The organism is Mesorhizobium sp. WSM4829, assembly GCF_055811475.1.
On the sequence record NZ_JBVVQJ010000060.1, the window covers coordinates 1 to 24,603 of the forward strand.

Genomic DNA, 24,603 nt, shown 5'->3' on the forward strand with positions numbered 1-24,603 from the left:
GCGGAGGCAAGCTGGGTTTGGCCGGCCCGAAAGGGGTCAGGGCGGCTCCGCCACATAATCTCGCCCGACGCATAAGATCGCGTCGTGATCGACGCCGCCAGATGGAGCAAATCGTCCCAGTGATCGAGGATCAGGATGGTGTTGATCGGCGTCCCGATATGGTTCGACAGCACCGGATATGCGTCGCCCTTCTCGAACGTATGGAACTTCCGATCCTTGAGATTGCGTAGTCGTGGCGCAAAGCGTTTGCCGATCAGGGCGAACAGTCCGAAGACATGGTCGCTTGCACCGCCCGTATCGGTGAAGTGTTCCTGGATGTCGAGGATCGTGTCCTGATCGAACAGCCCGTCGAGCACATAGGCCGCCTCGCTTTCGGTCGGGCTGATCGGCAAGATGCTGAAGTAGCCGTACTGATCCGACAAATGGCTGTAGAACTTCGAGCCCGGCTCGCTGCCATAGTGCAGATTTATGTCGCCGCGCTTTGCGGCTCGGTCGCTGGCGCGAAAAAACTGCCCATCGGATGACGCGGTCGTTCGATTACCCCAAAGCTGGGCATGCGGCTGACGAGTGTGCGCATCGGTGATGGATGCTTGCGCGGCGCGATAGGTCTCCGACCGGGCATGGAATGTGCGCATCCAACTGATCTGGTGAGCACTGATGCCTTTGGATGCGCTCGCCATTCGCCTCGGACCAAGGTTGGTCGCATCGGCCAGCACGCCGGCCAGCATGGCCGAGACATTTCTTGGGGCGTCGCCGGTGCGGACATGCGTGAAGTGATCGGCAAAGCCGGTCCAGTCATGCACTTCCCTCAACAGGTCGGGAACCTCAACCAACGGATACATATCGCTGATCTCGGCATTTAATTCCTCGGCCGCCGCCGGAACCTCGCCAGCCGTTGGCGTAACGATCAACGTCCCGGCTTAAAGACGAACACCTTCGAGCTTTCCTGATCGTGCTCTGTGCACGAGGCGCTTCAGGTTGAAGTCGAGCATCTGGCGAGCCTCCGCGAGCCAGGCCGCGCCGTCTCCCTGGACGCCCAGTCCGAGCCGATCCTGCTCCTTCATGGTTGTAAACGTTGATCGCGGCATCAGATGCTCGTCGATCGGTCGGAAGAATCGGCTGCCGTCGACCCAAATGTCCGCAGATCTAAGCCGGTCTCGCAAGGCCGCGAGCGTGGCGATCTCGTAGAGACGGCGATTAGGCCTCTCCTGTCCGAAGATGAGCCGTCGATCAGCCTGGCTGAGGTGGGTGACCGGGACGCGCTCCGGAAGTGTCCGCCGTCTCTCGGCATAAAGCCGTTTCAGCAGCGAGATTGCCGCGAGAAGCGGATCGTGTCGCCGCGCTGATTGGAATGTGAAGGTCTGCAGAAAAGCACCGGCATACTTTGTGGACGGTTGCATACTGTTCGGCCGCCAGGGCCAAAGGCGACGCCTCGTTGTCCTCGACCATCGACTCAAGCTCAGGCTTCATCCGCAGCAACCGGTGCCATCCGACTTCCTGATCGAGGACCTCCAATGCATTCCGGCCATAGTCGTTGGCAGACTGCAGAGCGGTAGTCGTATCGAGGAACATGCGCAGTGCCTTGGCGGTATCCGGCCTGCAATCCATGTGCCGCTGCTTCTTGCGGTTGTTGGCTTGAGAAAACAGCCGACCCATCAGCTTTGATGAACATCGTTACGGCATCGTCGGTGAGCTTCTGGCTGAGTCTGATGGCCTGCGCCACGATCAGAGCGTGCCGGCGGCTGGAGTTGAAATCGCTGGCCAGCCAGGCTGGCGTGGCGTTGCCCTCCCGGATCATCTGCTCCCACCGTCCAGATGATATGCGCGCCTGCAATCTCGGATCGATTTCCAGCGTACGCAGGAAGGCAATCCGTTCGGTCAGCCCGACCAGGTTTGACGCACCAGGCGCTTCGGGTGCCGAGCGCAGCCAATGAAAGCGCGTTTGGCCGGTCGACGGATCTACCTCCAACAGCCTATCCAATGATTGGAGTGTGTCGAGCGGAATGTCTTCGATCAGCGCTTTCTCGGCCCGTCGACGAGCAATGGCGCGAGCGGCAAGGCCGATGCGTTCGATCGTGTCGATTGCCGGCAGAAGAGATCCGCGTTCACGAAATGTGGTAACAATGCAACCGGCTATCGCAGCGCCGTCGTCGGACATCGCCGCCGTCTGAATTGCGGCCAGTAGCGCGGCTCGACGATCTTGCGCCGTCGCGCTTCTCGTATCCAGATATACCATGAGCCGCGCCGTATGATCACGACGGGTTTCTTCACGGCGTGCATAAAGTGCAAATGCTTCTGGATCGGCGCCGATTTGGTCGGCAACATATCGAAGCATGGCGCGAGGCGGAGTCTCTTCCGCTCCCAGCACCCGGCCAGGGTAACGCATCAGACATAGCTGAACGGCAAAGCCGAGCCGATTATGCTCACGCCTCCGCAGCTCAATCTCAAGGCGATCCGCCGGTGACAACGAATAGTAACGGATTAGGCTGTCCTCATCGACTGGTGTATCGAAAAGCTTCTGTCGATCATGAGCTTTGAGAAGTCTCCGTTTTGCCATCGCCCGCTCCCCATGCCCAATCTGCCGGAAGCGTTGTTGAGTCGGACGGGCGAAGAAACCAAAACTGGTGCCTGACGGTGCCAATCCACAGAGATCGGAGCCCCCGTATCCAAAATCCGATGCAGTTCATGTTCTGTTCGATCTAAGCGTACGATTTCGCACTGCTCTTGTTCTGACCCCATTTATGTGTTCCGCTCGTTTGCGCGGTCGTTCTGGAAGGCGCTCTGTCACGCCAGCGAAGAAGTCGGCTACGAAGTGCAGTAGACCGAGGCGGCCGGTCGTCACCTCACTTCCTCACTTGGCGAACGTCACCCACTCTTCCAGCGGCGCGCGATCGGTGCGGAACTCGTTTTCCGGCTTGGACGTATCCTCGTAACCGAGTGCCATGCCGCAGACGACGATCTCCTCGTCGGGAATGTTGAGCACTGACCTGATTTGCCGGTGATAAGGCGCGAACGCCGCCTGCGGACAGGTGTGCAGGCCCATGCCCCGCGCCGCCACCATGATGTTCTGCAGGAACATGCCGTAGTCGATCCACGAGCCCTTGTTGAGCCGCCGGTCGACGGTGAAAATCATGCCGACCGGAGCGTCGAAGAAGACGAAGTTGCGGTCGTGCTGCGCGCGCATCCTATCCACCTCACGCCGGCCGATGCCGAGCGCACTGTAGAGTCCGAAGCCGTTGGCCCGCCGCCGGCTGAGATACGGTTCGAAGAACTGGTCGGGATAGTAGCGATACTCGTCCCACTCGGCCTTTTCGGCGCGGACGCCGGAGTTGAGGATGGCGTCGGTGATCTGCTGCTTGACCTCGCCCTTGGTGACGTAGACTCGCCAGGGCTGCATGTTGGTGCCCGAAGGTGCACGCGCGGCAACAGAGAGAATGGCGCGGATCGTCTCGTCATCGACCATGTCGGGCAGGAAGGCCCGCACCGAACGGCGCGACGTGATCGCCTCGTCGACGATCGCCGCATCATCTGTAACTGTAGTCCTGTTTTCCAGCATGGGCCGTCCTTAGCGCATGACCCCGGAAACCGGAAATCGGTTTCCGGAAAGCATCATGCGCAGTCTAGAAATGCTAGAGCGTCCTTTGCGCGTCCAATTGGACGCGCGGCGCTCTAGCGTGGGTCTCAACCGGACGCCCCTCAACTCGCCGTTTCGTAGCCACGGCCGCGCATAGCGAAGAAATCCCCGAGAATGGTCCAGTCAGGTTCAGGCGCCACCGTGTTCATGCGGACGCCCCGCCGCATGTATAGGTCGAAGCTCGCGCTGGCCGACCAAACAATCAGCGCCTGGAAATACTGGTAGCAGGTTTCCTGTGGCACTGGATGGGCGGCGAGCCAAGTGAGTCCATCCGCAAAGCTCTGAGTGTCGGCGAGCTCCTTATGCAGATCAACGCGCTTGGGCCATTCGGTGTCCGAGAGGGAGGCGAAATTCACGATCGAAGCGCCCTTGGGCATACGGCAAAGAAGTTCATACAAGAGATGGCGTGTCCCGAGATAATTCACGCGTGCAACAATATCGCGGTCCAGTATGCGGGGGACGCCGGCGGCATTCACAAGACCGTCGATGCGTTCCGGGAATTTGGTAAGCGCTGCATCAATCTCTTCGGGCGCACTCTGGTCGATCTGAATGAAGCCGTCCAGCGTGACAGTGGGATCACCTCGAGCGAGCCGATGACGCGCGCGCCTTCGCACCGGGCAAGACGGGCGACTTCGCTGCCGACTCCGGAGGAGACACCGGTTATGACGATGATTTTACCTGTAAGTTTCAACGGCTTCTCCAATTTAATGGCTGAGGGACGGCACTCTCGTGCAGACGACCTTCCAAACGAGTTGGCCTGATGAGGCGCGCGGCGTCCTTGACCGGAGCCGCCGCCGCTCAATTGAACTTCTCAATGACCGCCAGAGACCGCGCCCGCGCGTGCCGTTGCCCGACTTAAGCGTTGGTCCCACCTCGCGATCGAAAGATCGACGCGCCGTTAGGCGCTGTCCTTATGCAGCATCGGGCAAGATTGATAAAATCGATTGTTTGTATGAATCTTATCGGCGCTGTGGATACAGGACGCCGCTCTGATTTGGTCTTTTGAGGCTGCCGCTGAGCCCTTCGGCGCCGTTGCCGACGTACGGATTTGCCCGCATCGGCTTCTTCAAGCCGGCGCATGTGAAGTGACTTCTGGCGTTTGCCGTTCGCGCGCTGATCATCGCCCGCAAGAAGCTGGTCGGGCAAGGCGTCATGCAAACCAGATCCGCGGTGTTGTCGTGGGTGTTTCAGTCCCGCTTAATCAAACAGGAGCTGCAGGCCGGCGAGGGAATAGCCGGGCTATCCGCCGCCGTGCAGAGCCTCATTGCAGCGCGTGCCGCGATGCACTCGGCCGTCGGCAATCGATGGCAACATCAAGAACGTCGCGAAACGTTCCACGGCATGCCGCCGGCTAATGATAGTCCCAGGCGTCGAGAACCTGACCGCGCTCGCGTTCTCCGCGGTGGTGGACGCTTTAGGCGCTCCCGCGATCTGGGCGCCTATCTTGGCCTGGTGCCACGCCGCTTCCAGTCGGGCGAGGTCGACGACATGACAGAATGTCGAAATGCAGCGCCGGCGGGTGCGTAACCCTGCTCTATGCGGCGGGCGATGTCATGCTGACATGCTTATCGAGACGCATTGAAGCGGTGATGTCACGTTGTCTGCATATAAACGCGTTGAGACCTGCGGCCGCTGATGTCAGCTGACCACGGTCACGGCTTTCCATTCCGCCATGGCCTGCAGCCGGTCAACATGTGTGGCGAGAGCGGAGCGTTTTGAGTAGGGCGGGACGAAGAGATTGCGCAGAGCCGAGAAGATCGAAACGAAGCGTTGCAGTGCTCCTGGTGATCGGAAGCCTTGCGTGGTCCGTGGTTACAACGGGACGCTTTCGCGCCGATGATCATGCTGCAAGGATTTCGAACTGCTCGGCGATCGAGGGACGTGGATTATAGGCGAACCTCGCCTGCCGTTTGCGCATCATGTGAACCATCTCGATGCCGGAAAGGACGGCATCGGCACTGGCCATCGACTTGAAGCCGAGCATCGACCGAGTGCGGCGCTTGATGCGCCGATGGTCCTGCTCGATCCGATTGAGGTACTTGCTCTTGCGGATGCGGATCGGCTTCAGCGCTCGTCGCGATCGATTCCGCAGACGGTGTTCGGCGTCGCAGGAAATGATCGCCTCATGATTGGTCGGGCTGCCGTCGATGACGGTGCGATCCGGTGCCGTGGCGCTCCAGGGCCTTCCGGAAGAACTTGGCTGCCGGCAGTCGCGGTGTTCGCTGAAGAAGAACTCGACCGTGTCGCCGACGCCGTCGACGGCACGATAGAGATACATCCATTGGCCGCGTATCTTGATGTATGTCTCGTCCATGTGCCACTTGCCGGTGACGGCGCGCTTGCGCCCGTTGAAGCGCTCCAGAAGCTGGGGCGAGAAGTGAACGACCCAGCGGTGCACAGTCGAATGGTCGACGTTCAGGCCGCGTTCGGCCCTCATCTCTTCCAGATCGCGCAGGCTGAGATTGTAGGCCAGATACCAGCGCACGCACAGCAAGATCACTGATCGGTCGAAATGACGGCCTTTGAACATAGCAAGCGAGCTCCCCGAAAAAGAGAGGCCTTCGTGCCAGATATGGGTTGCCATTCCGTTTGCGACAGAACCATATGCCGGCTATGTCGGCAGGCGCTATGCCGGACAGCGGCTGAAAACGCTTTTGGCCTGGCATGAACAATATGCCCCTGACGAGGGGGAAAGCCATCGCAATGCGGCGATCTACGTTCTTCAAGGTAATCGCAACCCCCTGATCGATTTCCCCGAATGGGCCCCGCGCCTGCAGCTTGAAGGCTGACGAGATCGGTCGTGTCGGGAGGCACGTGCCTGGGCAGTGGCTGGGACAAGGCGCCAGGCTCGAACCGCCATAACCGCAATGGCGATGTTCGCCGCGATCCACACAAGGACAGGAAGCGCAAGCGGCCAGGAAAGCGTGGCAAGCAGGACGAGCGAACCTGTAAACTGCAACAGGAAATATGGTACGCTGTAAAAGGCGACGACGATCTGCTGCTGCACGGCGGAGGCGACTTGCGAAATGCGCGACGCCACCTGGCCGGCGAAGAGATCGTGGAAGAAGGCTACCGCTTAGCCCTCTGATTCTCTCTAGGTATACTCTCGGCGATATCCGCGGGGGGTGATGGAGGGCGGACATGCCGCTCCTGCTGACCAACGCAGCAAGGCGTCAAGAGCGAGCTTCCGTCCCTCATGCCGACTCGATCGAACTCGGAACAGCTATCACTTGGATATCTTAAGCATTGCGGTCCCGATCAACGTAATGCCGATGGAGGCCAACCGCGCCAGGTCGAGGCGCTCCTTAAGGAAGAAGACACCAAACAGCACAGCGAACACCATGCTTGATTCCCGGACTGCGGATACCAAAGCCAAAGGCGCTTGTGTCATTGCCCAAGTGACAATCCAATACGCCAACAGAGAAATCATGCCCCCGAGCACTCCGACCTTCCAGCATTTCTGCAGCGAGACCCTAACCTGCCCCCTTCGCAGATACAATGCCAGCAAGGTTATCGGAATACCGTTGTAGAGGTGAGACCAGAAAGTGTAGCTTTCTGCGCTTTCGGCAAGACGGGCGCCTAAACCATCCACGACCGTATATCCGGCGATAAATACGCCCGTGCCCACCGCATACAGCATTGCTTTTGGTTCCCGGAAGCCTCCCGCGCCACGCGTCAGGGTTAGGCTCATGATACCCAGAGCGATAACAACAACCGAAAAGCCAGCCTGCATGGTCAGTGTTTCACCCACGATCGCGACGGAGATGAACGCTACGACCAGCGGTGAGCAACCCCGAGAAATGGGGTAAACGTGGCTCAGATCTCCATAACGATATGCATTGATCAGAAACACGCAGTAGGCAGTATTAAGCACACACGAAGCCCAAATATATGGCCAACTTTCTGGCGTCGGGAACGCCACAAATGGGACAACCACCATACCGACGGCAACCTGGCTCATCATCATGACTGCTATCATGACTAGCCTGTCGGCATTCACCTTGACCAAGGCGTTCCATGCCGCATGCAAAACAGCCGCGCCAAACACCATCGCAAACACTCCCGTCGTCATATCAAACTCCGTGTTTGGTAGTGTCCACCCTGGTGTCCATCTCGGCTCGTCTCGGTTTTAACAACTAACTCCTGCAACGTAGCGGGTTGTAGGAGGTTTGCGACAAGCCTTATTCGACCTGGATTGCCGGCCATGACGACGCGGATCGCCACTGCAACGACGGCGATCAGGGCGGCAACGCCGGCGGTCTCCGTTTTGGTTGGCCATCGAGCATGGACGACAAGTCCGCCGACGACGCCAAAGGCAGAGGCTTTCGAGCAGATTTCTCGACATGCTGCAAGGACGGCAATGGTCGAACGTTGCCGTTTAGGCCGAGATTCGGTCGCGCATCGTGTCGATGAAGCCGGACAATTCGATGCGGTTGACGCCCATTACGCGGACGCGACGAAGCTGAAGATCCTCGGAGAAATCGAGAACCGTCCTGCCATCCATCAAAGCGGCGAAGGCATGGCCCGGCGCGAGCGTTGACGATCCGGCCGCCGTTGCACCGGCGACCCAGGCTGGCGAGACACAGCGGCCGATGATGCGCTCGCCTATCGGTCTGAAGACGATAGACCCGTGTCGATTCGTTCGGCAGCCGTTTCCAGATCGGGAGCAACAGGCCGGCGACGACATGGATGGTGCTGTCGACGAACTCCGGCACTTCAGCCACCTCAGCTTCCCAGGCACGGGCGAAAATGTCCGGATCGGCCTTCACCCAATGGGTTTCGTCCGTCATCTTCACGGGGATGTTGTGGTTCTCCATCGGTCGGATCAAGCGGACACGCCGTTCGACCTCACCATCGTCGAGAATGCGGCTCGTGGTCGGAACCTGCACAGCGGCGCGGCCGGACCGCTCGTTGATCAACAGGATGGCGTGACTGTTTCACCATCTTCTTGAAGGACGACAATACGGCCATGGTTGTTCGAAAGGATCGAGCCTTCCTTCCAGACTGCAGTCCCATCCCTCTCCTCGGAAGGCGCATTGCAGCGGGGCGAGCGCGTGCTCGTCGCAGGCGACGTTGTCTTTTGGTACGAGGACGACAGGTCGGTCGGCTGGCAGATCAAGTCGGTAGCGATTGGCCGTGCGCGCGCGGTAGGCTGCCTGGACACTTCGCCTGCCGGCAGTGTATGGCTTAGTCCAACGGAGGTCTTTTTCGCAGTAAAGGACGTGCGCGGAGTATCCGGCGCCAATGAGCGCCGAGCGAAGATAGGGCATTTCGGACAGCTGCTTTGCGAGAGCGTCGCGGTATTCCTCGGACTCCTTCGGCAGCTGAAGATCGGATGCCGATGGGCGCATGTCTCTAGCATGCCGCCGGACGCCCTCCTTGAGCATCAACTGCTCTTCCGCTGCAAGTCGCTCTTTCGCCTCTAGCGCTTTACGCACTTTAAGCCGCAAAGAGGTGCGAGCTTCCTTTTCAAGGGGCCTTTCCTCCAGCGCTTCAGCGAGCTTGGGATTTAGCGTCGACTCAGCGTCGAAGGCACTCGCCTCATCCCGATAGATATCAGCCTTAACGCCCTGAGGCAAAGGGATACGACGATCGCACCATGCTGGCTTATGTAATTCGCTCTCGGCGTACTCGATCATATGCCACCAGTTTTCCAGCGGCCGGTATTCTGGCCAGACCGCCAGGATCGGGTCCAAATCGCGCTTTTGATCGCCCCACTTCATAAGTAACTCCCTCTGCCGAGTTTGTGGGCGTCGCTCCCGAAGACGCCACGTCCCGGAATCTACCAACAGGTGAATATAGCACGCCGCGCCGCAAGACTCCTCGGACCTGGCGCTACTCGACCGGAGCGAAGGATATCAGCCCGGCTGCGATCGAAACCTCAACAGCTATACGCGGTTCCGGTGACAGTGACGGTGAACGGCGTGGCAACCGAAATGCCGACCTACGTTGCCGAACCGCAAGCGGGTACATTTTTGTCCAGGGCGGCCTACCTACAGCATCTTCGGGACGGCGCCAGGCATCATCGTCTGCCGGAAGGCTATTGGCGTTGCTCGACGCAATCGACACTGACCGGATTGCTAAGGGGCGCTGCCCCTGCGCCTGCAAGACGACCGAGCCTCGGCTTCGCCTGCGGCCGCATCAACACCCTCTTGCAGTTTCTACCCCTGGACCTCGCCGGTAAGGCAGGGTGCAGGGGCACCCGTTGCAAACAAAAGGTGATGCAGGAAATTGAGGGCTTGGCCAGCCTATCTAGCCGTGACGCGATCGAAGGTGTCCTCCTCGGCGTCGGCTTCCTCGAACTGACGAGGAGGCGCATCGTCCAGTGCCAGCAGAGACAGCGAGAAATCGTATTGCTCGGCTAATAATGTCATCTCATGGACAGGTTCCCTCAGCCATACGCCGGCTGCATGGTCGCGCTCGCCGCGGCCGTCGACGAGGACCTGGGAGTTGAGAGGCAACGCTGCAGCCGGAATCTCTATCGGCCCGCCGCTCGACGTTTTGAAATACGCGCCAGACTTCCACGCCGGTCCGCTTGAACGTGCCCAAAGGATGTATCCGTCACGGGATACCACCAAGATGGCGCGTCGTTCGGTGTAGCCGAGCCAGCGCAGGACGGCGGCGATCAACGAGACCCCGTACCGTTCGGCACAGCCTTTCAGCATCGCCAGGTCAACCTTAGCTTTCGCCGATATCTGCCGTCGGAAATCGTCGAGCGGCATCAGCAGCGTGGCCGCGAACACGTTCGCCTGATACTCGACTTGGCCATATACGGAATCCCACCGGACAATTTGCTGTGGCCCGCATTCAAAACCGTTCGGATAAGCCAGGCGGTGCAGGAGATAGTGGCCGAACTCGTGGGCAAGCGTGAAATTGATCCTGCCCTTCGACGAGATCGCGTTGTTGTAGATGATGCCCCACCCGGGCCGCCCCCTAGCGGGATACAGCGCACCGTCAAAAGTTGGCAGGTTGTCTCCTTTAACCATCACGATGGGATCGGACGCAAAGCGATTCCGCGAGAACTCCAGCGCCAGTTGCGCCACATCGATTGGAAACCGGTCGGCGCCAAGCACCAGGTTTAGGAGATGCGTGATCTCGAAAGCCCAGCGCTCAGGCGTGAATATCTGAGTCATTCATCACCGCCCATGAGATCGAGCATCTTGCGGATTTTTTCTTTCGTACCGGGATCCATGGTCCGGTATTTGCGGAAAAACGCGGTATCGGTGGCGTCTTCGACAGCGACTGCATCTGTGAGCAGGTAATCGGGGGTAACGTCCAGTGCGATGGCGATTTTACTGATCTTGTCGGCGGATGGTCGCGGCGGGTCCTTGTTTTCAAGTTCCCAGATATAGCTTTTGCTGGAGTCGGCCAGTTCAGCCAAGCGATCGAGGGTGAAGCCCTTTTGTTTACGCAGGGTACGAATTTTTTCGCCAATTGGCGTGGTCACGGATAGCTCCTTTCCGGTTGATAAGTTCAGAGTAGCAGCACTTTAGGTGCTTGACAACCGAAACGAACTGGATCAAAGATGTTCGGAGTAGGCGTACTTTAAGTTCAACAACGACGAAGGAGATCAACCATATGGCAGGCAAAAGAGGCGGCGGCACACATCATGTGGTGCCCAACAAGGCTGGAGGCTGGGACGTCAAACGTGGCGGTGGCGAACGGGCGTCCGGGCACTTCGACACCAAGCGCGAGGCGGTGGACCATGGGCGCGGCGTAAGCCGCAACCAGCAGACCGAACTCAAGATCCACAATCAGGACGGCCGGATTGCCCAGAGTGACAGCCACGGTAACGATCCCAATCCGCCGCGCGGCTAGCGGCACAACAAGGAGACCCCGAAATGGAAGCCCACGAGAACGCAAAGGTCAAGGATAAGACCGTCACGATCATCGTTGACGGCAGCCCCTACGAAGTCCCGAAAAAGGATGACATCACCTACGCGGAAGTGGTGACGCTCGCTTATCCCGATTATCCGCAGCACCCCGAGATCACTTACTCGGTAACTTACACCCGTGGCGACGGGCACAAGCCGGAAGGTATTCTAGCCCCTGGCGGCAGCGTCAAAGTCAAGGAAGGAATGGTCTTCAGTGTTAATCGAACTGGCCAGTCATAACGACGATATCCGTCGTTTGCTTGAAAAGGGCTATGCCCTCCGGGTTGATACGTTGCACCTCGTGGCCAGGGACATTCCCTACCTCGACCACGAGGGCGCGCTTCAAACCGGCTCCATTGTCAGCAAGCTCGTGCCTGTCGACCAGAACCGCTACGTGCAGCAGGACCATCAGGTCTTTTTCGCCGGATCGGCGCCATACGGGCTCGATGGATGTCTGGTGGCAAATTTATCCGGTGGCGAGATGAGCATTCCGTTGTCGCACGACGACGTCATCGTCCAGAGGTCATTTTCCAACAAGCCGCCGAACGGCTTTCGGGATTTCTTCGACAAAGTCGAGCACTATGTCGCGCTGATCTCCGGCCCAGCCACCGGGCGGTACCCGCAGGCAACGCCTCTCACCTTTCGCGTTGATCCGGACATCCTGCCGGATTCCGTTTTCAAGGTGCACGATTCCCTGACCAGCCGCGCCGAGATCGCGGATCTTGCCAGCGTGTTCAAGGACGACGTCATTGCCATTATCGGACTCGGCGGTACCGGCTCCTACGTCCTGGACTTCATGGCCAAGACCCGGGTGAAGGAAATCCGCGGTTTCGATGGGGATAAATTCTACCCCCACAACGCGTTCCGATCCCCTGGCGCACTGGATCTCGGCGACTGGGGCAAATCCAAGGCGGCGACCGCTGAAAAGCGCTACGCCAACTTCCGGTACGGATTGTCCATGAAGCCGACCTATATCGATGCATCCTCGTCGTCTGATCTCGAAGGGGTGACTTTCGCATTTGTTTGCGTCGACAAAGGCTCCGCTCGGGCAGCCATCTTTGACCTGTTGATAGCGCTGGCCATTCCCTTCATCGATGTGGGAATGGGCCTGAACCGCAAACAAGGCCCGCTGGCGGGCACCCTCCGAGCCACCTATTTCGGCGCCGAAAAGGCTGGCGAAGTTCGCGCCATGAATCTGGCCGAAACCGTGGATGATCCGGACAACGTCTACCGGGAAAACATCCAGATCGCCGAGCTGAATGCCCTCAACGCCGGTCTGGCCGTAATGAGGTACAAGCAGCTCCGCGGCTTTTACGTCGACGACAATTCGGCGTACCATTTACTAATGGACACAACCACTCTCCGCGTCATGTCGGAGCGCGACGCGTGAAGCATCTCGCGCTCCAGCACGTCCAATTTGTGCCAAAACAGCTCGAGCCGGGCATTCTCTATGTGTCCAGAGAATTTGCGGTAGTCGCCCATCTCTGCGCATGCGGCTGCGGCAACAAGGTGTCGGTGCCTCTCGGCCCGGCCGAGTGGACCCTGTTTGAGCGGGACGGCCGCGCGACACTGCGCCCATCAATCGGAAACTGGCAGCTACCCTGTCGATCCCACTACCTGATAACAGACGGTCGGATTGACTGGGCGCCGCGCTGGAGTGACGAGCAGATTGCAGACGGTCGCCAATCCGAAGAAAGACGGCGTGAAGCGTATTATAAGGCTCGCGAACCACGGCTCGGCTTTGTCGCATGGATTTGGGCTGCCTTGCTGAAATTCCTCGGCCTGAGAAAGTAGTTTGTGAAGTGGATCGTTGCTTTGCGAGGCTCTTATTACCAGAGCAATGTTAGGGTTTAGTTATTTAACACTGATATTGCGGCTGCTATCGTCGGGCTATGAGGAAATCCAAAACCACTAAAATGCGCGGTGCACAGCTAACTGGAACCGTCGTGAAAACGAAAGTGCGCCGCGGCACTGGCGGTGGGCGTGCTACAGCCGGCGGGGTCGTGTTCCAGTCAGTGGTTGGAGCCTGCGCCGCGGCGGCTCTGCTCGCCAACCGTCCAGCCTCACGCATTGCTATCGGCCTGCCGGGCTTACCGCGGAAGGTGCGCTTCGAAACGCGATCCGCAGTCGACGATCTTACCATTGAAACCGACATCGGCAGGCTTTACGTCCAGGCAAAGCGCACGATAGCCCTCTCGCCGGCAGAAGATAGCGAACTCGCTTCCGTTGCGGTTCAATTTGTCCGTCAATATCAGCAAGGCGCCGACGGAATTTCTTCCCGCCGAGCACTCAATACCGCGGAAGATCGATTGGTTCTTGCGGTAAGCGATCAGGCTGTCGGGACCATTAAGAGCAATCTTCGTGAGGTTCTCGACCGTTGCCGAACCGGGGCGGCGACCGGTCTTCCCGATCATCTCCAAAGTGCGCGTGCGATCTTCAGCGAACACATACGCAGAGCATGGCTCGAAGCCTTCGGCGAAGCGATCACCGATGCTGAGAAACAGAGTGTGCTGTCACTCTGCTGCGTCATTGTGATCGGAGATAGCCAACGCCATCTGCGGGTGACGAGACCGGGCTTTTCGATCTTTTAGTCTCCTGGGCAGCGGATGCGGCGCAGCGGGGAGTAGGCGGTGGTACAGCCGCCATTCGGCTCGCCTTGGCCGGTCGAGTCCGGCTTATCGAACCTCCCAATTACCGTGATGATGTTGCCCGCCTCCGGTCTTACAGCGCTGAGACCCTTAAACGGCTCAAGCGGTTCGCGGCAATCGAAGCACCGGAGGGGCCGATGGTAATCACCCGGCCAATCGTCGATCTTGTTGCACGCGGTGCAGTGGAAGGTTCGCTGGCGCTTACGGGAGAACCAGGATCTGGCAAATCTGCCATCCTGCGCGAAGCAGCTCTGCGGCTCTCGAATAACGCCACTGTTGTCGTCCTTGCCGTCGACGCAAGTGCCATTTCCTTGGACGCACTGCGCCTTGATATCGGATTGAAGCATCAGCTCATTGACGTTCTGTCACAGATGCCAACCGAAAAGGGCGCCTATCTTCTGCTCGATGCTCTTGATGCGGTGCGCGGCGGTGCTGCGGAAGCCACTTACAAGAAGCTCGTTGAACTAGTCGGAAATCTGGATGGATGGCATGTTGTCGCTTCCGTCCGGACATTTGACCTTCGGCTTGGGCGCGACTGGAAACGCCTTTTTGTGGGCACCCCTCCCGAGGCGGCGCATGCGGACCAAAACTTCCCGGCCGTCCGCCATATCCATGTTCCAACGCTCGGCGCAGAAGAAAAGGCGGATATTGCGGCGAAGTCACCGATGCTGTCTGCCGCGATCGTAGCCGGGGGCAGCAAGATGGAGGCCCTCGCCACCAACCCTTTCAATTTGGCGCTGGTTGGCGACCTGCTGCGCAGCGGCGTTTCCGCGTCATCGCTCGCGCATGTCGCGACGCGCGGCGAATTGCTCTCTCGCTATTGGGATGAGCGTATAAGCCACCTGGGGACTCCCGCCACGGTTAGCCTGCGCAGCGTTCTTATGTTGATGATCGCCGGACGCTCGGTGGATATCCCCGAAACGAGCGTACCCACCGCGACTGCTTCGACGGTTGATGAGTTGCAACGCGCGGGAGTGCTTGTGACGGAATCGACGCGCCGCATCGGGTTCCGCCACCATGTGTTGTTTGATTACGCTGTCGCGCGACTGACCTTGCTCCCGGACCGCAACGAAGCGCTATCTCACCTCTCCAGGGCGACCGGCGCAGGCCTCCTGATTTCTCCATCCCTGGGATATTGGCTTGAAGACCTAAAGAAGGACGTTCCGGGATCGGACTATTGGTGCTTCATTGTCGCCCTCGTCAGCAATGAGGACATCGATCCGATCGTGCGGGTCGAAGTGGCGCGCATTGCCGTCGAGTCGGTTCAAGAAACTGAAGACGTGGCCCCTCTTGTTGGCGCTCTTACAACCACCGATCCGCTCAAGGAGCGTGCATTTCAATACTTGGCAGGCTCTTTGCTAGCGAAGGGATACCAGAAGCATCCAATCATGGTCCGTCCTTGGGCCGCGCTCGTGGCGCAAATGAACGCGCCAAACATGGCGCAGATTGGCAGCATGCGGGGCCTCATAGGCACGCTTTTGGAAAACAATCCCGATCCCGAGTCGTTTAAGCACCTGGGCACGGCGTCCCGCAAACTGTTTGACATCATGTCAGCCGACGAGAGCCGGATCCCTTGGCTTACACGTCACGCCATACCCTTTGTCGCCAAGACCTTCGCGACCGATCCACTAGCCTCGGCCAGACGCCTCAACCAGATTTTTGACCCCGACCGTTTTGCCAAGTTCGGTCACATTGAAGTGCCTGCACTGGCCGACAAGGTCATCGATCTCGCGCCATATGATGACGAGTTAGTGCTCCGCTTGTTCAGATGCGTGTTTCGTGGCGGTGAATTTAGCCGCGATCAGACCACGTCCATGTCGGGTAGCTGGATCCTGTCGCTGACGTCAAACGCGGCTCAGGACTTTGCCATGGCAAGCTACAGCCTCGCCACGGCTTTCCCCCAACTTCTCCAAGAATTCCCACGCGTTGCATTGCGCGCGCTAGCGACTGCCTTTCACGCAGAGCGCGAAAAAGAACATGCGGGGTCCGATAAACCGGTGGTCGAGACGATCCGGATTGCTGGGGAGGAACGATCTTTCGAAGAAGACCATAGTCAGGCCTGGGCTTGGGACATCGACGAGAAGGACCACGATGATTTCGCCAAGCTCTATCGCACCGCAATGGCGTGGGTTGACGGCGTGACTGATAATGAGCTCCTGCGCGCAGTCCCTGGCATGATTTTGCGTGAACATGTCTTCGACCGCGCAGTCGACGGCGGCAAGCGCCCCGTCGAGCGCCAACGCGCCGGTCGCGAGGCTCAGCCAGCGAGCCCCCTCGTAACGCTCCACCCCCTTCAGGCCGCCGCGTCCGGCGAAGCGATCGGCAATCGCGACCTGGTCGGCTCGCAGCACGTTCACGCAGAAATGCCTGTGCCGCCTGATTGCTGCCCAGGTTGACGAGTTCAGGTTGAGACTGACGACCATTACCTCCGGCTCGACGGACAGTGAGTGGGCGGTGGTAACGGTTGCGCCCGTCCTTTCGTCGCCAATACCTGCGGTAACCACGGACACGGCTCCAGCCAGGTGCCGCATGGCAGATTTGAGAGGGACACGGGTTTCAATCTGGGGAGCGCGTTCGGTCAGTGTCATCTGGCTTAGCCTCATTTTTTGTAGCTTCACGACGCCCTGCGACGCAACGCCGTTTGGTATTCCAGCCATTGGTGAATTTCGGCGGCGATGCGCTCGGCATGCGCGGTGACTTCGGGAATTCCCATCAGTTCGCCAACGCTGCCGCGCGCCAATGGCCCGCTGACGAAAATGCTGCCAGTCGGCCGCCCGGATGTGCCGACTGCACGGCCTTGCGGGTCAGTCTCCAAGCCAAGGCCAATCGGGTCGAGCCGCACCAATCCCGTCCGTGCGAGCGCCGCAATCGCCGCATTGGTCCGCAAAATATCGGCATGCGCCGGCCCGGTCGTCACGATCACGCTGTCGTAGGCCTCGGCAAGGAGGCGGCGTTGGCCACGCAGTCGCTGCGTGACCCGAATGCGTCCGTCGATCTGTTCGGCGCCGACAATCGATGCAGCGCGATAGGCAAGCCTACCCTCGGCAACCTGGCGATCAAGCATGTCCATGATCTGTGGCGCCACGCGGAAGCGATGAACATCCCACAGCGCGCGAAGGTGCCGCACGACGCGGCGTTGCTCAGCGAGCGGCAGGGCCTGCCAGATGATCTGCCCTTGTCGCCGGACGGCGTCGAGCACCGGGTGCCAGCCTTCGCCCTGCTGCGCGGCGGTTGCGATGGTCGACCGGATACGCCTGAGCAGCACGGTGGCGCTGCGTGAAGGCAGGCCGGTGAAGTCGCCGATCGGATCGGCATGCGTAGCCGCATGGCCTCGCGACCGGTAGCCATGGCGTGAAAGTGCTGTGATGCGACCGCGATGGCCATTGCGGTCGAGCGTTGCGATGACATCCGCCGACGTCAGTCCAGTGCCGACGACGAGCACATGGTCGTAGCGTCCTATCGCTTCCAGCCTTTCGAGATCATAGGGATTGGCTACCAGCCCGGCTGCACCAGCCACGGACTGCAGCGGCAATGGCAAGGTCGGTGGCGGATGCGTCGTCGCAATCACCAGGGCGTCCGCTGCGAGCGTTCCTCCATCAGCGAGGATCAGGTGGTAGCCCTCGCCACTGAGCTCGGCTGACGCGACCGCGGATCTGACATGGCGGATCGTTTTACCGAACAGAAAGGGCTGAAGATGGGATTCCACGTAGCGCCCGAAAACGCGACGCTGCGGGTAGAGCGCTCCATTGGCGGCAATAACCTCGGCATCGTCCGCAATGGCGCCGGTCTGCTCCAGCCAGCCGGCAAAGTGGTTGTCCTGGCCGGAGATCAGCGTCATCCTCGACGCCGGCACATTGATGCGGTGTGAAGGATCGGGCGTCGAATAGGCCAGACCATAGCCGAGCCCCTCGCGGGGCTCGACGACGACGATATCGGCAGCACCGGCGGGCAGAAGCCGCGCAAGATGAAACGCAGTCGCCGCTCCGGAGAAGCCGCCGCCGATGATGACTACGACGGGTCCCCTGCCCGATTCTCTGGCGCTCAAGACTGACTCGCGCGGAGCGCCGATGGCCGATGGTCGCCGGCCACCGTTTCGCCGAAGGGTCCCATGTTCACGGCCGTCGGTCGCGTCGAGATTTCATGATCGAGCGGCAATAGCGGTAGCACCAGTTCGCCAAAACGATAGGCTTCCTCCAGATGCGGATAACCGGAGAGGATGAAGGTATCGATGCCGATACGCCGGTATTCGTCGATCCGTTCCGCCACCGTGGCCGCATCGCCGACCAGGGCGGTGCCGGCGCCGCCGCGCACCAGGCCGACGCCGGCCCACAGGTTGGGACTGATTTCGAGCTTGTCGCGATGGCCGCCGTGCAGACGGCTCATGCGCGACTGGCCAACAGAATCCATGCGTGCGAATACCTTCTGCGCCTCGGCGATCGTGTTGCCGTCGAGGCGGCTGATCAGGCGGTCGGCATCGGCCCAGGCTTCGTCATTGGTTTCACGAACGATGACATGCAGCCGGATGCCGAAGGCCACCTGGCGCCCGCCTTTTTCAGCAAGACCGCGCACATGATCGAGCTTGGCTGCAACGTCGGCCGGCGGTTCGCCCCAGGTCAGATATTTGTCGATCTGCTCGGCAGCGACCGCGTTGGCCGCCTCTGACGAGCCGCCGAAATAGAGCGGCGGATGTGGCGTCTGCACGGGCGGAAACAGCAGCCGGCCGTCCTCGATACGGAAGTGCTTGCCTGCGAAGGCAACGGTCTCGCCACGCAGCACGGCCTTGTAAATGTCGAGGAATTCCCGCGTCACCTCATAGCGCTCGTCATGGCTGAGGAAGATGCCGTCGCCCTTGTTCTCGACCGGGTCGCCGCCGGTGACAACATTGATTAGCAGGCGTCCGCCCGAAATGCGGTCTAGCGTCGAGGTCATACGCGCGGCGAGCGTCGGCGATTGCAGGCCCGGCCGGACGGCGACAAGAAAGCGAAGCCGCTGCGTCAGCGGCGCCAGCGCCGACGCGACGACCCAGCTGTCCTCGCAACTGCGTCCAGTCGGCAGCAGCGCGCCATAGTAGCCGATCGCATCGGCAGCCTTGGCGACCTGTGTGAGGTAGGGCAAGTCGACCGCCCTGCCCCCCTCGGAGGTGCCGAGATAGCGGCTGTCGCCATGGGTCGGAAGAAACCACAGGACCTTGATCCTGTCGGGAGTGGCAATGCTCATGAATAGTCCTCTGTGACTTGGCGCGCCTTGCTCAGCTCCAGGCATGGAGCGGCGGATTGACGTCATTCAGGTAGTAGTTGCCGAGGATCGCGTATTTCCAGCGCACCGGATCGTGCAGCGTGTGGGTGCGGGCGTTGCGCCAATGCCGGTCGAGATTGTGCTCGGCCAGCGTCGAGCGTGTGCCGGCGAGCTCGAACAGCTTGTTCGTGGCATTGATGGCGATCTCGGTGGTGAGGATCTTGGATTCCGCCACAGCGATCTGCGCTTCCGCGACGGTCTTCTCGTTCGGGTCGGCGACGGCGCGATCGACCGCAAGCCCGGCCTTTTCCAGAACCGCCTCTGCCGCATTGGCCCGCAGACGAAGGTCGCCGATCGCCTGGATCGTATAAGGATCCTGCCAGGCATGATCAACGCCGCTGTCTATCCAGGCGCGCGACTTGGTGCGCACGAAATCGACCGTCTCGTCGATCGCCGCCTTGGCGATGCCGAGATCGACGGCGGCCTGGATGATCTGGAAGATGGCTCCGTCGGCCGTCGGCCGATCGTAACCCTTATAGCCGGGAACCAGATGCGTCTTCGGCACCTTCACATTGTCGAGCAAGACCGTGCCGGACAACGTCGTCTTCTGGCCGAAGCTCGACCAGTCGTCGATGACCGTCAGTCCGCGCGCGCCGCGATCGGCGATGGCATACCAGGCGCGCCCCTCGTCATCGAGCGCCACGATCGGCACCAGATGGGCAAGCAGAGCACCGCTCGAATAGAATTTCTGGCCGTTAACGACGACATGGTCGCCGGCGTCGACGAACTTGGTCTCGAAGTCGGCCGCGCGCTTGGAGCCGAACTCGGAGAACGCGTTGCCGAAGCGCGTGCCTGACAGCACCTCGGCGAAGAGCAGCTTCTTCTGAGCGTCGTCCGAGACTGTGCGGATGGCGGCGACGACGCCGAGATGGTTCTGCGGAATCTGGCCCAGCGACGGATCGGCCGCCGAGATGATGGTGATCACTTTCGACAGCGTCACATAGGAGAGCTCCGGCCCGCCATAGGTTTTCGGCACGTTGATCGACCACAGGCCGCTCTGCGAAAACGCATCGAGCTCTTCCGTCGGCCAGAGGCGTTCACGGTCCCGCCTGGAGGCATCCCTGGCGAATTCCGCGGCCAGTTTTTCGGCGACAGCGATTGCCTCGGCATCGGTCTTGATAACATGCGCCTTGGCAGGGGGTCGTTCGACCGGTGGCACGGCGCTGCGGCTATCCGACGGCTGCTTCGATTGGATGGTCATGCTGCTGTCTCCTTGGGAAAATGTTGCGGTGGAAGCGGCGCGCCTCCGAGGTAGTAGGTCTTGATGTCGGCGCGCTGGCGCAGGTCGACAGCCGATCCTTCGAGGACGCTGACGCCGTTCTCGAGCACGGTGGCGCGGTCGGCGTATTTCAGCGCGACCGCCGAATTCTGTTCGGCAACCAGGATCGAAAGGCCTTCGTCGCGGTTTAGTCGTTTCAGTGCGCTGAAGATCTCGTCGACGATCAGCGGCGCGAGCCCCATCGACGGCTCGTCCAGAACAAAGAGCTTCGGCCGCGACATCAGGCCCCGGCCGATTGCCGTCATCTGCTGCTCGCCCCCGGACGTGAGGCCGGACCGGGTTCGCCGCTTTTCGGCGAGCCTTGGGAAAAGTGAATAGACACGGTCGAGGTCGGCCTTGACGCCGGTGCGAGAGGACAAGCGCCCGAGCGCGCCGGTGAAGAGGTTCTCTTCGACCGTCAGCGAGCGGAAGCAATGCCGGCCCTCGAGGACCTGGACGAGGCCGCTGCGGACGAGCTGCGACGGGCTTGCCCTTGAAACATCCTCGCCATCGAAGGTGATCCGACCAGCGGTAATAGTGCCGCGCTCGGCCGGGAGGAGATTGGATACGCCGCGCAGCAGCGTCGTTTTGCCGGCGCCGTTGGAGCCGAGCAAGGCGACGATCTCGCCTTTGCCGAGCGAAAGGTCGACGCCGTGCAGGGCGGCAATGGCGCCGTTGTAGACAGCTTCCACGCTGCTGGCTGACAGTATCGGGTATTGGCTGGACATCGATGACTCCGCTGGGAAGCTGGATGGCGCGGCCGGCCAGTTTGTCGGCCGCGCCATGGCAAACTCAGTTGCTGACCACTGCGTCGGCGTCCTCGGCCGTGCGGATCTTGATGCCCTTCTCGGTGGCATAAGCCTCGGACGACTTCTCGATGATCGGGCGCAGCAGCTTCCAGTCGGGCGCGATCCAGTCGGACACGACGTTCCACTTCTTGCCGTCCCACTGCTGGAAGGTCACGTAGCCGTCACCCTCGTGATTGTCCCAAGAGACATTGATCGAGTGGAACAGGTCCTTGGCGCCGAGCGCCTCGACGCGCGCCGGATCGAGCTTGAGATGCTCGAAGCCCCAGCGCACTTCGTCGCCGGTCAGCGTGCGGTTGCCGAACTTGGCCTGTGCGATGCGGACCGCCTCGACATTGAGGATGCCATTGACGATGCCGAGATTGTGGTAGACCGAGCCGATGCGGCTCTTGTCCTCGAGATTGCCCTTGCCGTCGCCGTAGACCGTTTTCACGATCTCCTGGACCACCGGATACTGCTCGCCCGAGGCCTGGGTGGTGATGGCGGTATAGCCCTTGGCGGCATCGCCCGCGGGGATGACGTCCTCTTCCGAATTCGACCAGACATTGCCGACAATGTGATCGGCTGGGAACCCGGTCTTCTGCGCAGTCTTCAACGCTACGGGGTTCATCACGCCCCAGCCGCGCAGCACCACATAGTCGGGACGCTCGCGACGGATCGTCAGCCATTGTGCCTGCTGCTCGTTGCCCGGATGCGGAACCTCGATCTGCGACAGTTCGAAGCCGTATTTCTGCGCCAAAAGCTCGTAGATCGGGATCGTCTCCTTGCCGTAGGGCGAGCCGTGATAGAGCACCACGATCTTCTTTCCTTTGAGCTTGTCCAGGCTGCCTTCCCTGGAGGCGATGTAGTTCACGATGCCCGACGTTTCGCTGTAGGGATTGAGCAGCAGCGGGAAGACGTAAGGGAACACGCGCCCGTCCGTGGTGTCGGTGCGGCCGTGGTTGATGGTGATCAGCGGCACCTTGTCGTCAGTGATGCGGTCGATCATGGCGTAGGCGATGCCGACCGAAAGCGGGTTCCAGGCGGCGATACCCGGATTGCTCTTCAATCGTTCGTAGACCTCGACGCCCTTCTCGACCTCATACTGGGTCTCGCCTTCGCTCCAGGTCAGCTTGACGCCGTTGACGCCGCCGTCGCGGATGTTGATCAGGTTGAGGTAGTCGATGAAGCCGCCGAAGAAGCCGGTGCCGCCGGCGGCATAGGGGCCGACGCGGTAGCTCTGCAGGGGGAAATACTGTTCGTCGGCGTGGACCGCCGTCGCGCCGAGCACGAAGGCGGTGGCGATCGCCGCTTTCTTGAGATGACTGAAGAAGGTCATGAGTTGCGTCTCCTGAGGTGTGGGTCCGTGAGAGGATGTCGAGCGGCGCTCAGCTGGACCTTGAGCCGATCCGTCGTTTCAGGCGGTCCAGGAGGGCCGACAGCCCGCTCGGTTCCGCGATGAGGAAGATGATGATGAGGGCGCCGAGCACGATGCGCTGGCTCATGTCGAGCACGCCCGAATCGAACAGGCCGCCGAACAGGAAGGCGCCGATCCGGGACAGAAAAAGCGGGAAGACGACGATGAAGGCCGCACCCAGAAACGCGCCGCGCATCGAAGCCAGCCCGCCGATGATGATGATGAACAGGATCTGGAAGGAGCGATCGAGGTTGAAGCCGGCCGGCTCTACGGTGCGCAGATAGGTGAAGGCCCACAGCACACCGGCGATACCGATGATGAAGGACGAGATGGCGAAGGCCAGCAGCTTGGTTCGCAGCACCGGCACGCCGATGACGCGCGCTGCCGTTTCGTTATCGCGCACGGCAACAAAGTTGCGGCCGGTCGCGCTGTTGACGAGACGCCAGACGACGGCGGTCAGCACGATGACCGTAGTGACCGAAAGCAGGTAGCGGCCGGTGGCGCCGTCGAGCGGGAACCCAGCGACGATGAGATGCGGCGCCGAAATCACGCCGGATGGGTTGTCATTTGAGAACCAACCGAACTTGGTCAGCGCCCATTGCACGAAGAACTGGGCGGCGAGTGTCGACACAGCGAGATAGAAGCCGCGCAATCGCAGGCTCGGCAAGCCGAACACGACCCCGATGCCGGCGGCCGAAATCCCGGCCAGGATCATAGTTGCCGCCAGCGGCAGTCCTTCGACCCGCAGGTTGAAATTGTAGGCGGCGAAAGCGCCGACAGCCATGAAGGCGGAGGAGCCAAGCGAAAGCTGGCCGCAATAGCCGGTGAGCAAGTTAAGACCGACCGCTGCCAGGCTGAGCGCCAGAAAAGGCAGCAGGATTGCCTCGACGAGATAGCTCGACGCAAGGCCGGGGATCAGGCCGTAGGCGACGACGACCAGCACGGCCGGCAGAGCCAACTTCTGCCAGTCGATTGGAAGCCTTGCGGCATCGAGCGCTCGCACGGCCATCGGTCAGACCCTTTCGACGGTTTTCTGGCCAAACAGGCCGGAGGGGCGCACCAACAGGACGACCAGCGCCAGCGCATACGCGAACCAGCCTTCGATGCCGCCGCCGACGAAGGCGCCGAGATAGACCTCGGCCAGTTTTTCGCTGGCGCCGATGATGAGGCCGCCGACAATGGCGCCGAGGATGGAATCGAAGCCGCCAAGCACCAGCACCGGCAGCGCCTTCAAAACGATCAGCGACAGAGAGAACTGGACACCGAGACGCGCACCCCACAGCAGCCCCGCGACGAGGGCCACGAACCCCGCGGCCGTCCACACCGTTCCCCATATCCGGGGCAGCCGCAGCCCGACGGCAAGTGCCGCGAACTGGTCGTCGGCGACGGCGCGAAACGCCAGCCCGATCCGGGTCCAGGAGAAAAATGCGCTCAAGCCCGCCACGATCGCCGCGGCAATGCCTGCGGCGAGAAGGTCGAACGACGAGATCAGGATGCCGCCGACCTCGAAGGGCGTGTCGTCTATGCCGAGATCGAGCCCGTGCACCTGCGTGCCCCACATCAACTGGGCAGCGCCCTCAATGATGTAGGACAGCCCAAGCGTAGCCATGAACAGCGTCATCGGCGAGCGATTGACCAGCGGCCTGAGCACAGTCCGCTCGATGGTGAAGCCCAGCGCGACCATGACCGCGA

Annotated in this window: 21 protein-coding genes and 6 pseudogenes; 8 read left to right on the forward strand and 19 right to left on the reverse strand. The window is 60.7% G+C overall.

The window, feature by feature from the left end; translation table 11 throughout:
* A pseudogene (locus tag AC0L17_RS32310) lies at positions 1-2,557 on the reverse strand (Tn3 family transposase); the annotation flags it as partial.
* A 180-nt stretch (positions 2,558-2,737) separates the two neighbouring features.
* Between AC0L17_RS32310 and AC0L17_RS32315 the strand changes: the two are divergent.
* Positions 2,738-2,821, forward strand: a pseudogene (locus AC0L17_RS32315) (sarcosine oxidase subunit gamma); the annotation flags it as partial.
* 30 nt (positions 2,822-2,851) lie between these two features.
* Here AC0L17_RS32315 and AC0L17_RS32320 read toward each other — a convergent pair.
* A complete protein-coding gene (locus AC0L17_RS32320) occupies positions 2,852-3,556 on the reverse strand; it encodes a nitroreductase (protein WP_473488846.1) in 705 nt (234 codons plus the stop codon).
* 140 nt (positions 3,557-3,696) lie between these two features.
* Positions 3,697-4,248, reverse strand: coding sequence for a Rossmann-fold NAD(P)-binding domain-containing protein (locus tag AC0L17_RS32325; protein ID WP_473518732.1), 552 nt, complete (start codon positions 4,246-4,248; stop codon positions 3,697-3,699).
* A 436-nt stretch (positions 4,249-4,684) separates the two neighbouring features.
* Here AC0L17_RS32325 and AC0L17_RS32330 point away from each other — a divergent pair.
* Positions 4,685-5,196: pseudogene (locus tag AC0L17_RS32330) on the forward strand (transposase); the annotation flags it as partial.
* A 76-nt stretch (positions 5,197-5,272) separates the two neighbouring features.
* On the opposite strand, the pseudogene AC0L17_RS32335 reads toward AC0L17_RS32330, so the two are convergent.
* Positions 5,273-5,443: pseudogene (locus AC0L17_RS32335) on the reverse strand (IS6 family transposase); the annotation flags it as partial.
* A 31-nt stretch (positions 5,444-5,474) separates the two neighbouring features.
* On the reverse strand, positions 5,475-6,164 hold the full coding sequence (locus AC0L17_RS32340) for an IS6 family transposase (RefSeq protein WP_473518733.1): 690 nt from the start codon (positions 6,162-6,164) through the stop codon (positions 5,475-5,477).
* Between AC0L17_RS32340 and AC0L17_RS32345 the strand changes: the two genes are divergently transcribed.
* Positions 6,157-6,423 (forward strand): endonuclease, encoded by a 267-nt coding sequence (locus tag AC0L17_RS32345; RefSeq protein WP_473518734.1) that lies wholly within the window; start codon positions 6,157-6,159, stop codon positions 6,421-6,423. The two genes, AC0L17_RS32340 and AC0L17_RS32345, sit on opposite strands and share 8 nt — an antisense overlap.
* A 62-nt stretch (positions 6,424-6,485) precedes the next feature.
* On the opposite strand, the pseudogene AC0L17_RS32350 reads toward AC0L17_RS32345, so the two are convergent.
* The 6 genes and pseudogenes from AC0L17_RS32350 to AC0L17_RS32375 all read right to left on the reverse strand — a co-directional run.
* Positions 6,486-6,707: pseudogene (locus AC0L17_RS32350) on the reverse strand (ABC transporter ATP-binding protein); the annotation flags it as partial.
* A 153-nt stretch (positions 6,708-6,860) separates the two neighbouring features.
* Positions 6,861-7,706, reverse strand: coding sequence for a DMT family transporter (locus AC0L17_RS32355; RefSeq protein ID WP_473482464.1), 846 nt, complete (start codon positions 7,704-7,706; stop codon positions 6,861-6,863).
* A gap of 309 nt (positions 7,707-8,015) precedes the next feature.
* Positions 8,016-8,562, reverse strand: a pseudogene (locus AC0L17_RS32360) (methylase); the annotation flags it as partial.
* Between the two features lie 9 nt (positions 8,563-8,571).
* The gene (locus AC0L17_RS32365) at positions 8,572-9,357 is read right to left on the reverse strand and encodes a hypothetical protein (protein ID WP_473518735.1); all 786 of its coding nucleotides are present in this window, start codon (positions 9,355-9,357) and stop codon (positions 8,572-8,574) included.
* Positions 9,358-9,882: 525 nt separating this feature from the next.
* Positions 9,883-10,767, reverse strand: a complete 885-nt coding sequence (locus tag AC0L17_RS32370) for an ImmA/IrrE family metallo-endopeptidase (protein WP_473518736.1) — start codon at positions 10,765-10,767, stop codon at positions 9,883-9,885.
* Positions 10,764-11,081: a helix-turn-helix domain-containing protein gene (locus AC0L17_RS32375; protein WP_473518737.1), complete on the reverse strand. Its 318-nt coding sequence runs from the start codon at positions 11,079-11,081 to the stop codon at positions 10,764-10,766. Before AC0L17_RS32375 ends, AC0L17_RS32370 begins: the two co-directional genes overlap by 4 nt.
* A 131-nt stretch (positions 11,082-11,212) precedes the next feature.
* On the opposite strand from AC0L17_RS32375, the gene AC0L17_RS32380 reads away from it, so the two are divergent.
* From AC0L17_RS32380 to AC0L17_RS32400, 5 genes are all read left to right on the forward strand, one after another.
* Positions 11,213-11,452, forward strand: coding sequence for a DUF2188 domain-containing protein (locus tag AC0L17_RS32380; protein WP_473518738.1), 240 nt, complete (start codon positions 11,213-11,215; stop codon positions 11,450-11,452).
* Between the two features lie 23 nt (positions 11,453-11,475).
* Entirely contained in the window at positions 11,476-11,748 is a 273-nt protein-coding gene (locus AC0L17_RS32385) for a multiubiquitin domain-containing protein (protein WP_473518739.1), read from the forward strand.
* Positions 11,723-12,898, forward strand: a complete 1,176-nt coding sequence (locus AC0L17_RS32390; protein ID WP_473518740.1) for a ThiF family adenylyltransferase — start codon at positions 11,723-11,725, stop codon at positions 12,896-12,898. The genes AC0L17_RS32385 and AC0L17_RS32390 overlap by 26 nt, the downstream gene beginning before the upstream one ends.
* On the forward strand, positions 12,895-13,302 hold the full coding sequence (locus AC0L17_RS32395) for a ubiquitination-like system serine protease family protein (RefSeq protein WP_473518741.1): 408 nt from the start codon (positions 12,895-12,897) through the stop codon (positions 13,300-13,302). The genes AC0L17_RS32390 and AC0L17_RS32395 overlap by 4 nt, the downstream gene beginning before the upstream one ends.
* A 152-nt stretch (positions 13,303-13,454) precedes the next feature.
* A complete protein-coding gene (locus AC0L17_RS32400) occupies positions 13,455-14,099 on the forward strand; it encodes a hypothetical protein (RefSeq protein WP_473518742.1) in 645 nt (214 codons plus the stop codon).
* A 1,997-nt stretch (positions 14,100-16,096) separates the two neighbouring features.
* Here AC0L17_RS32400 and AC0L17_RS32405 read toward each other — a convergent pair.
* The 8 genes from AC0L17_RS32405 to AC0L17_RS32440 all read right to left on the reverse strand — a co-directional run.
* Positions 16,097-16,813, reverse strand: coding sequence for a flavin reductase family protein (locus AC0L17_RS32405; RefSeq protein WP_473518750.1), 717 nt, complete (start codon positions 16,811-16,813; stop codon positions 16,097-16,099).
* Positions 16,771-18,201 (reverse strand): FAD/NAD(P)-binding protein, encoded by a 1,431-nt coding sequence (locus tag AC0L17_RS32410; RefSeq protein ID WP_473518743.1) that lies wholly within the window; start codon positions 18,199-18,201, stop codon positions 16,771-16,773. Before AC0L17_RS32410 ends, AC0L17_RS32405 begins: the two co-directional genes overlap by 43 nt.
* Entirely contained in the window at positions 18,198-19,373 is a 1,176-nt protein-coding gene (ssuD, locus tag AC0L17_RS32415; RefSeq protein WP_473518744.1) for an FMNH2-dependent alkanesulfonate monooxygenase, read from the reverse strand. The genes AC0L17_RS32410 and ssuD overlap by 4 nt, the downstream gene beginning before the upstream one ends.
* A 31-nt stretch (positions 19,374-19,404) precedes the next feature.
* Positions 19,405-20,652 carry an SfnB family sulfur acquisition oxidoreductase gene (locus AC0L17_RS32420; RefSeq protein ID WP_473518745.1) on the reverse strand — a complete coding sequence of 416 codons (1,248 nt, stop codon included), beginning with the start codon at positions 20,650-20,652 and terminating at the stop codon, positions 19,405-19,407.
* Positions 20,649-21,437: an ABC transporter ATP-binding protein gene (locus AC0L17_RS32425; RefSeq protein WP_473518746.1), complete on the reverse strand. Its 789-nt coding sequence runs from the start codon at positions 21,435-21,437 to the stop codon at positions 20,649-20,651. The genes AC0L17_RS32420 and AC0L17_RS32425 overlap by 4 nt, the downstream gene beginning before the upstream one ends.
* A gap of 64 nt (positions 21,438-21,501) precedes the next feature.
* Positions 21,502-22,833 carry an ABC transporter substrate-binding protein gene (locus tag AC0L17_RS32430; protein WP_473518747.1) on the reverse strand — a complete coding sequence of 444 codons (1,332 nt, stop codon included), beginning with the start codon at positions 22,831-22,833 and terminating at the stop codon, positions 21,502-21,504.
* 49 nt (positions 22,834-22,882) lie between these two features.
* Positions 22,883-23,920, reverse strand: coding sequence for a branched-chain amino acid ABC transporter permease (locus AC0L17_RS32435; protein ID WP_473518748.1), 1,038 nt, complete (start codon positions 23,918-23,920; stop codon positions 22,883-22,885).
* Between the two features lie 3 nt (positions 23,921-23,923).
* The coding region (locus tag AC0L17_RS32440; protein WP_473518749.1) for a branched-chain amino acid ABC transporter permease at positions 23,924-24,603 on the reverse strand (680 nt) is incomplete at its 5' end.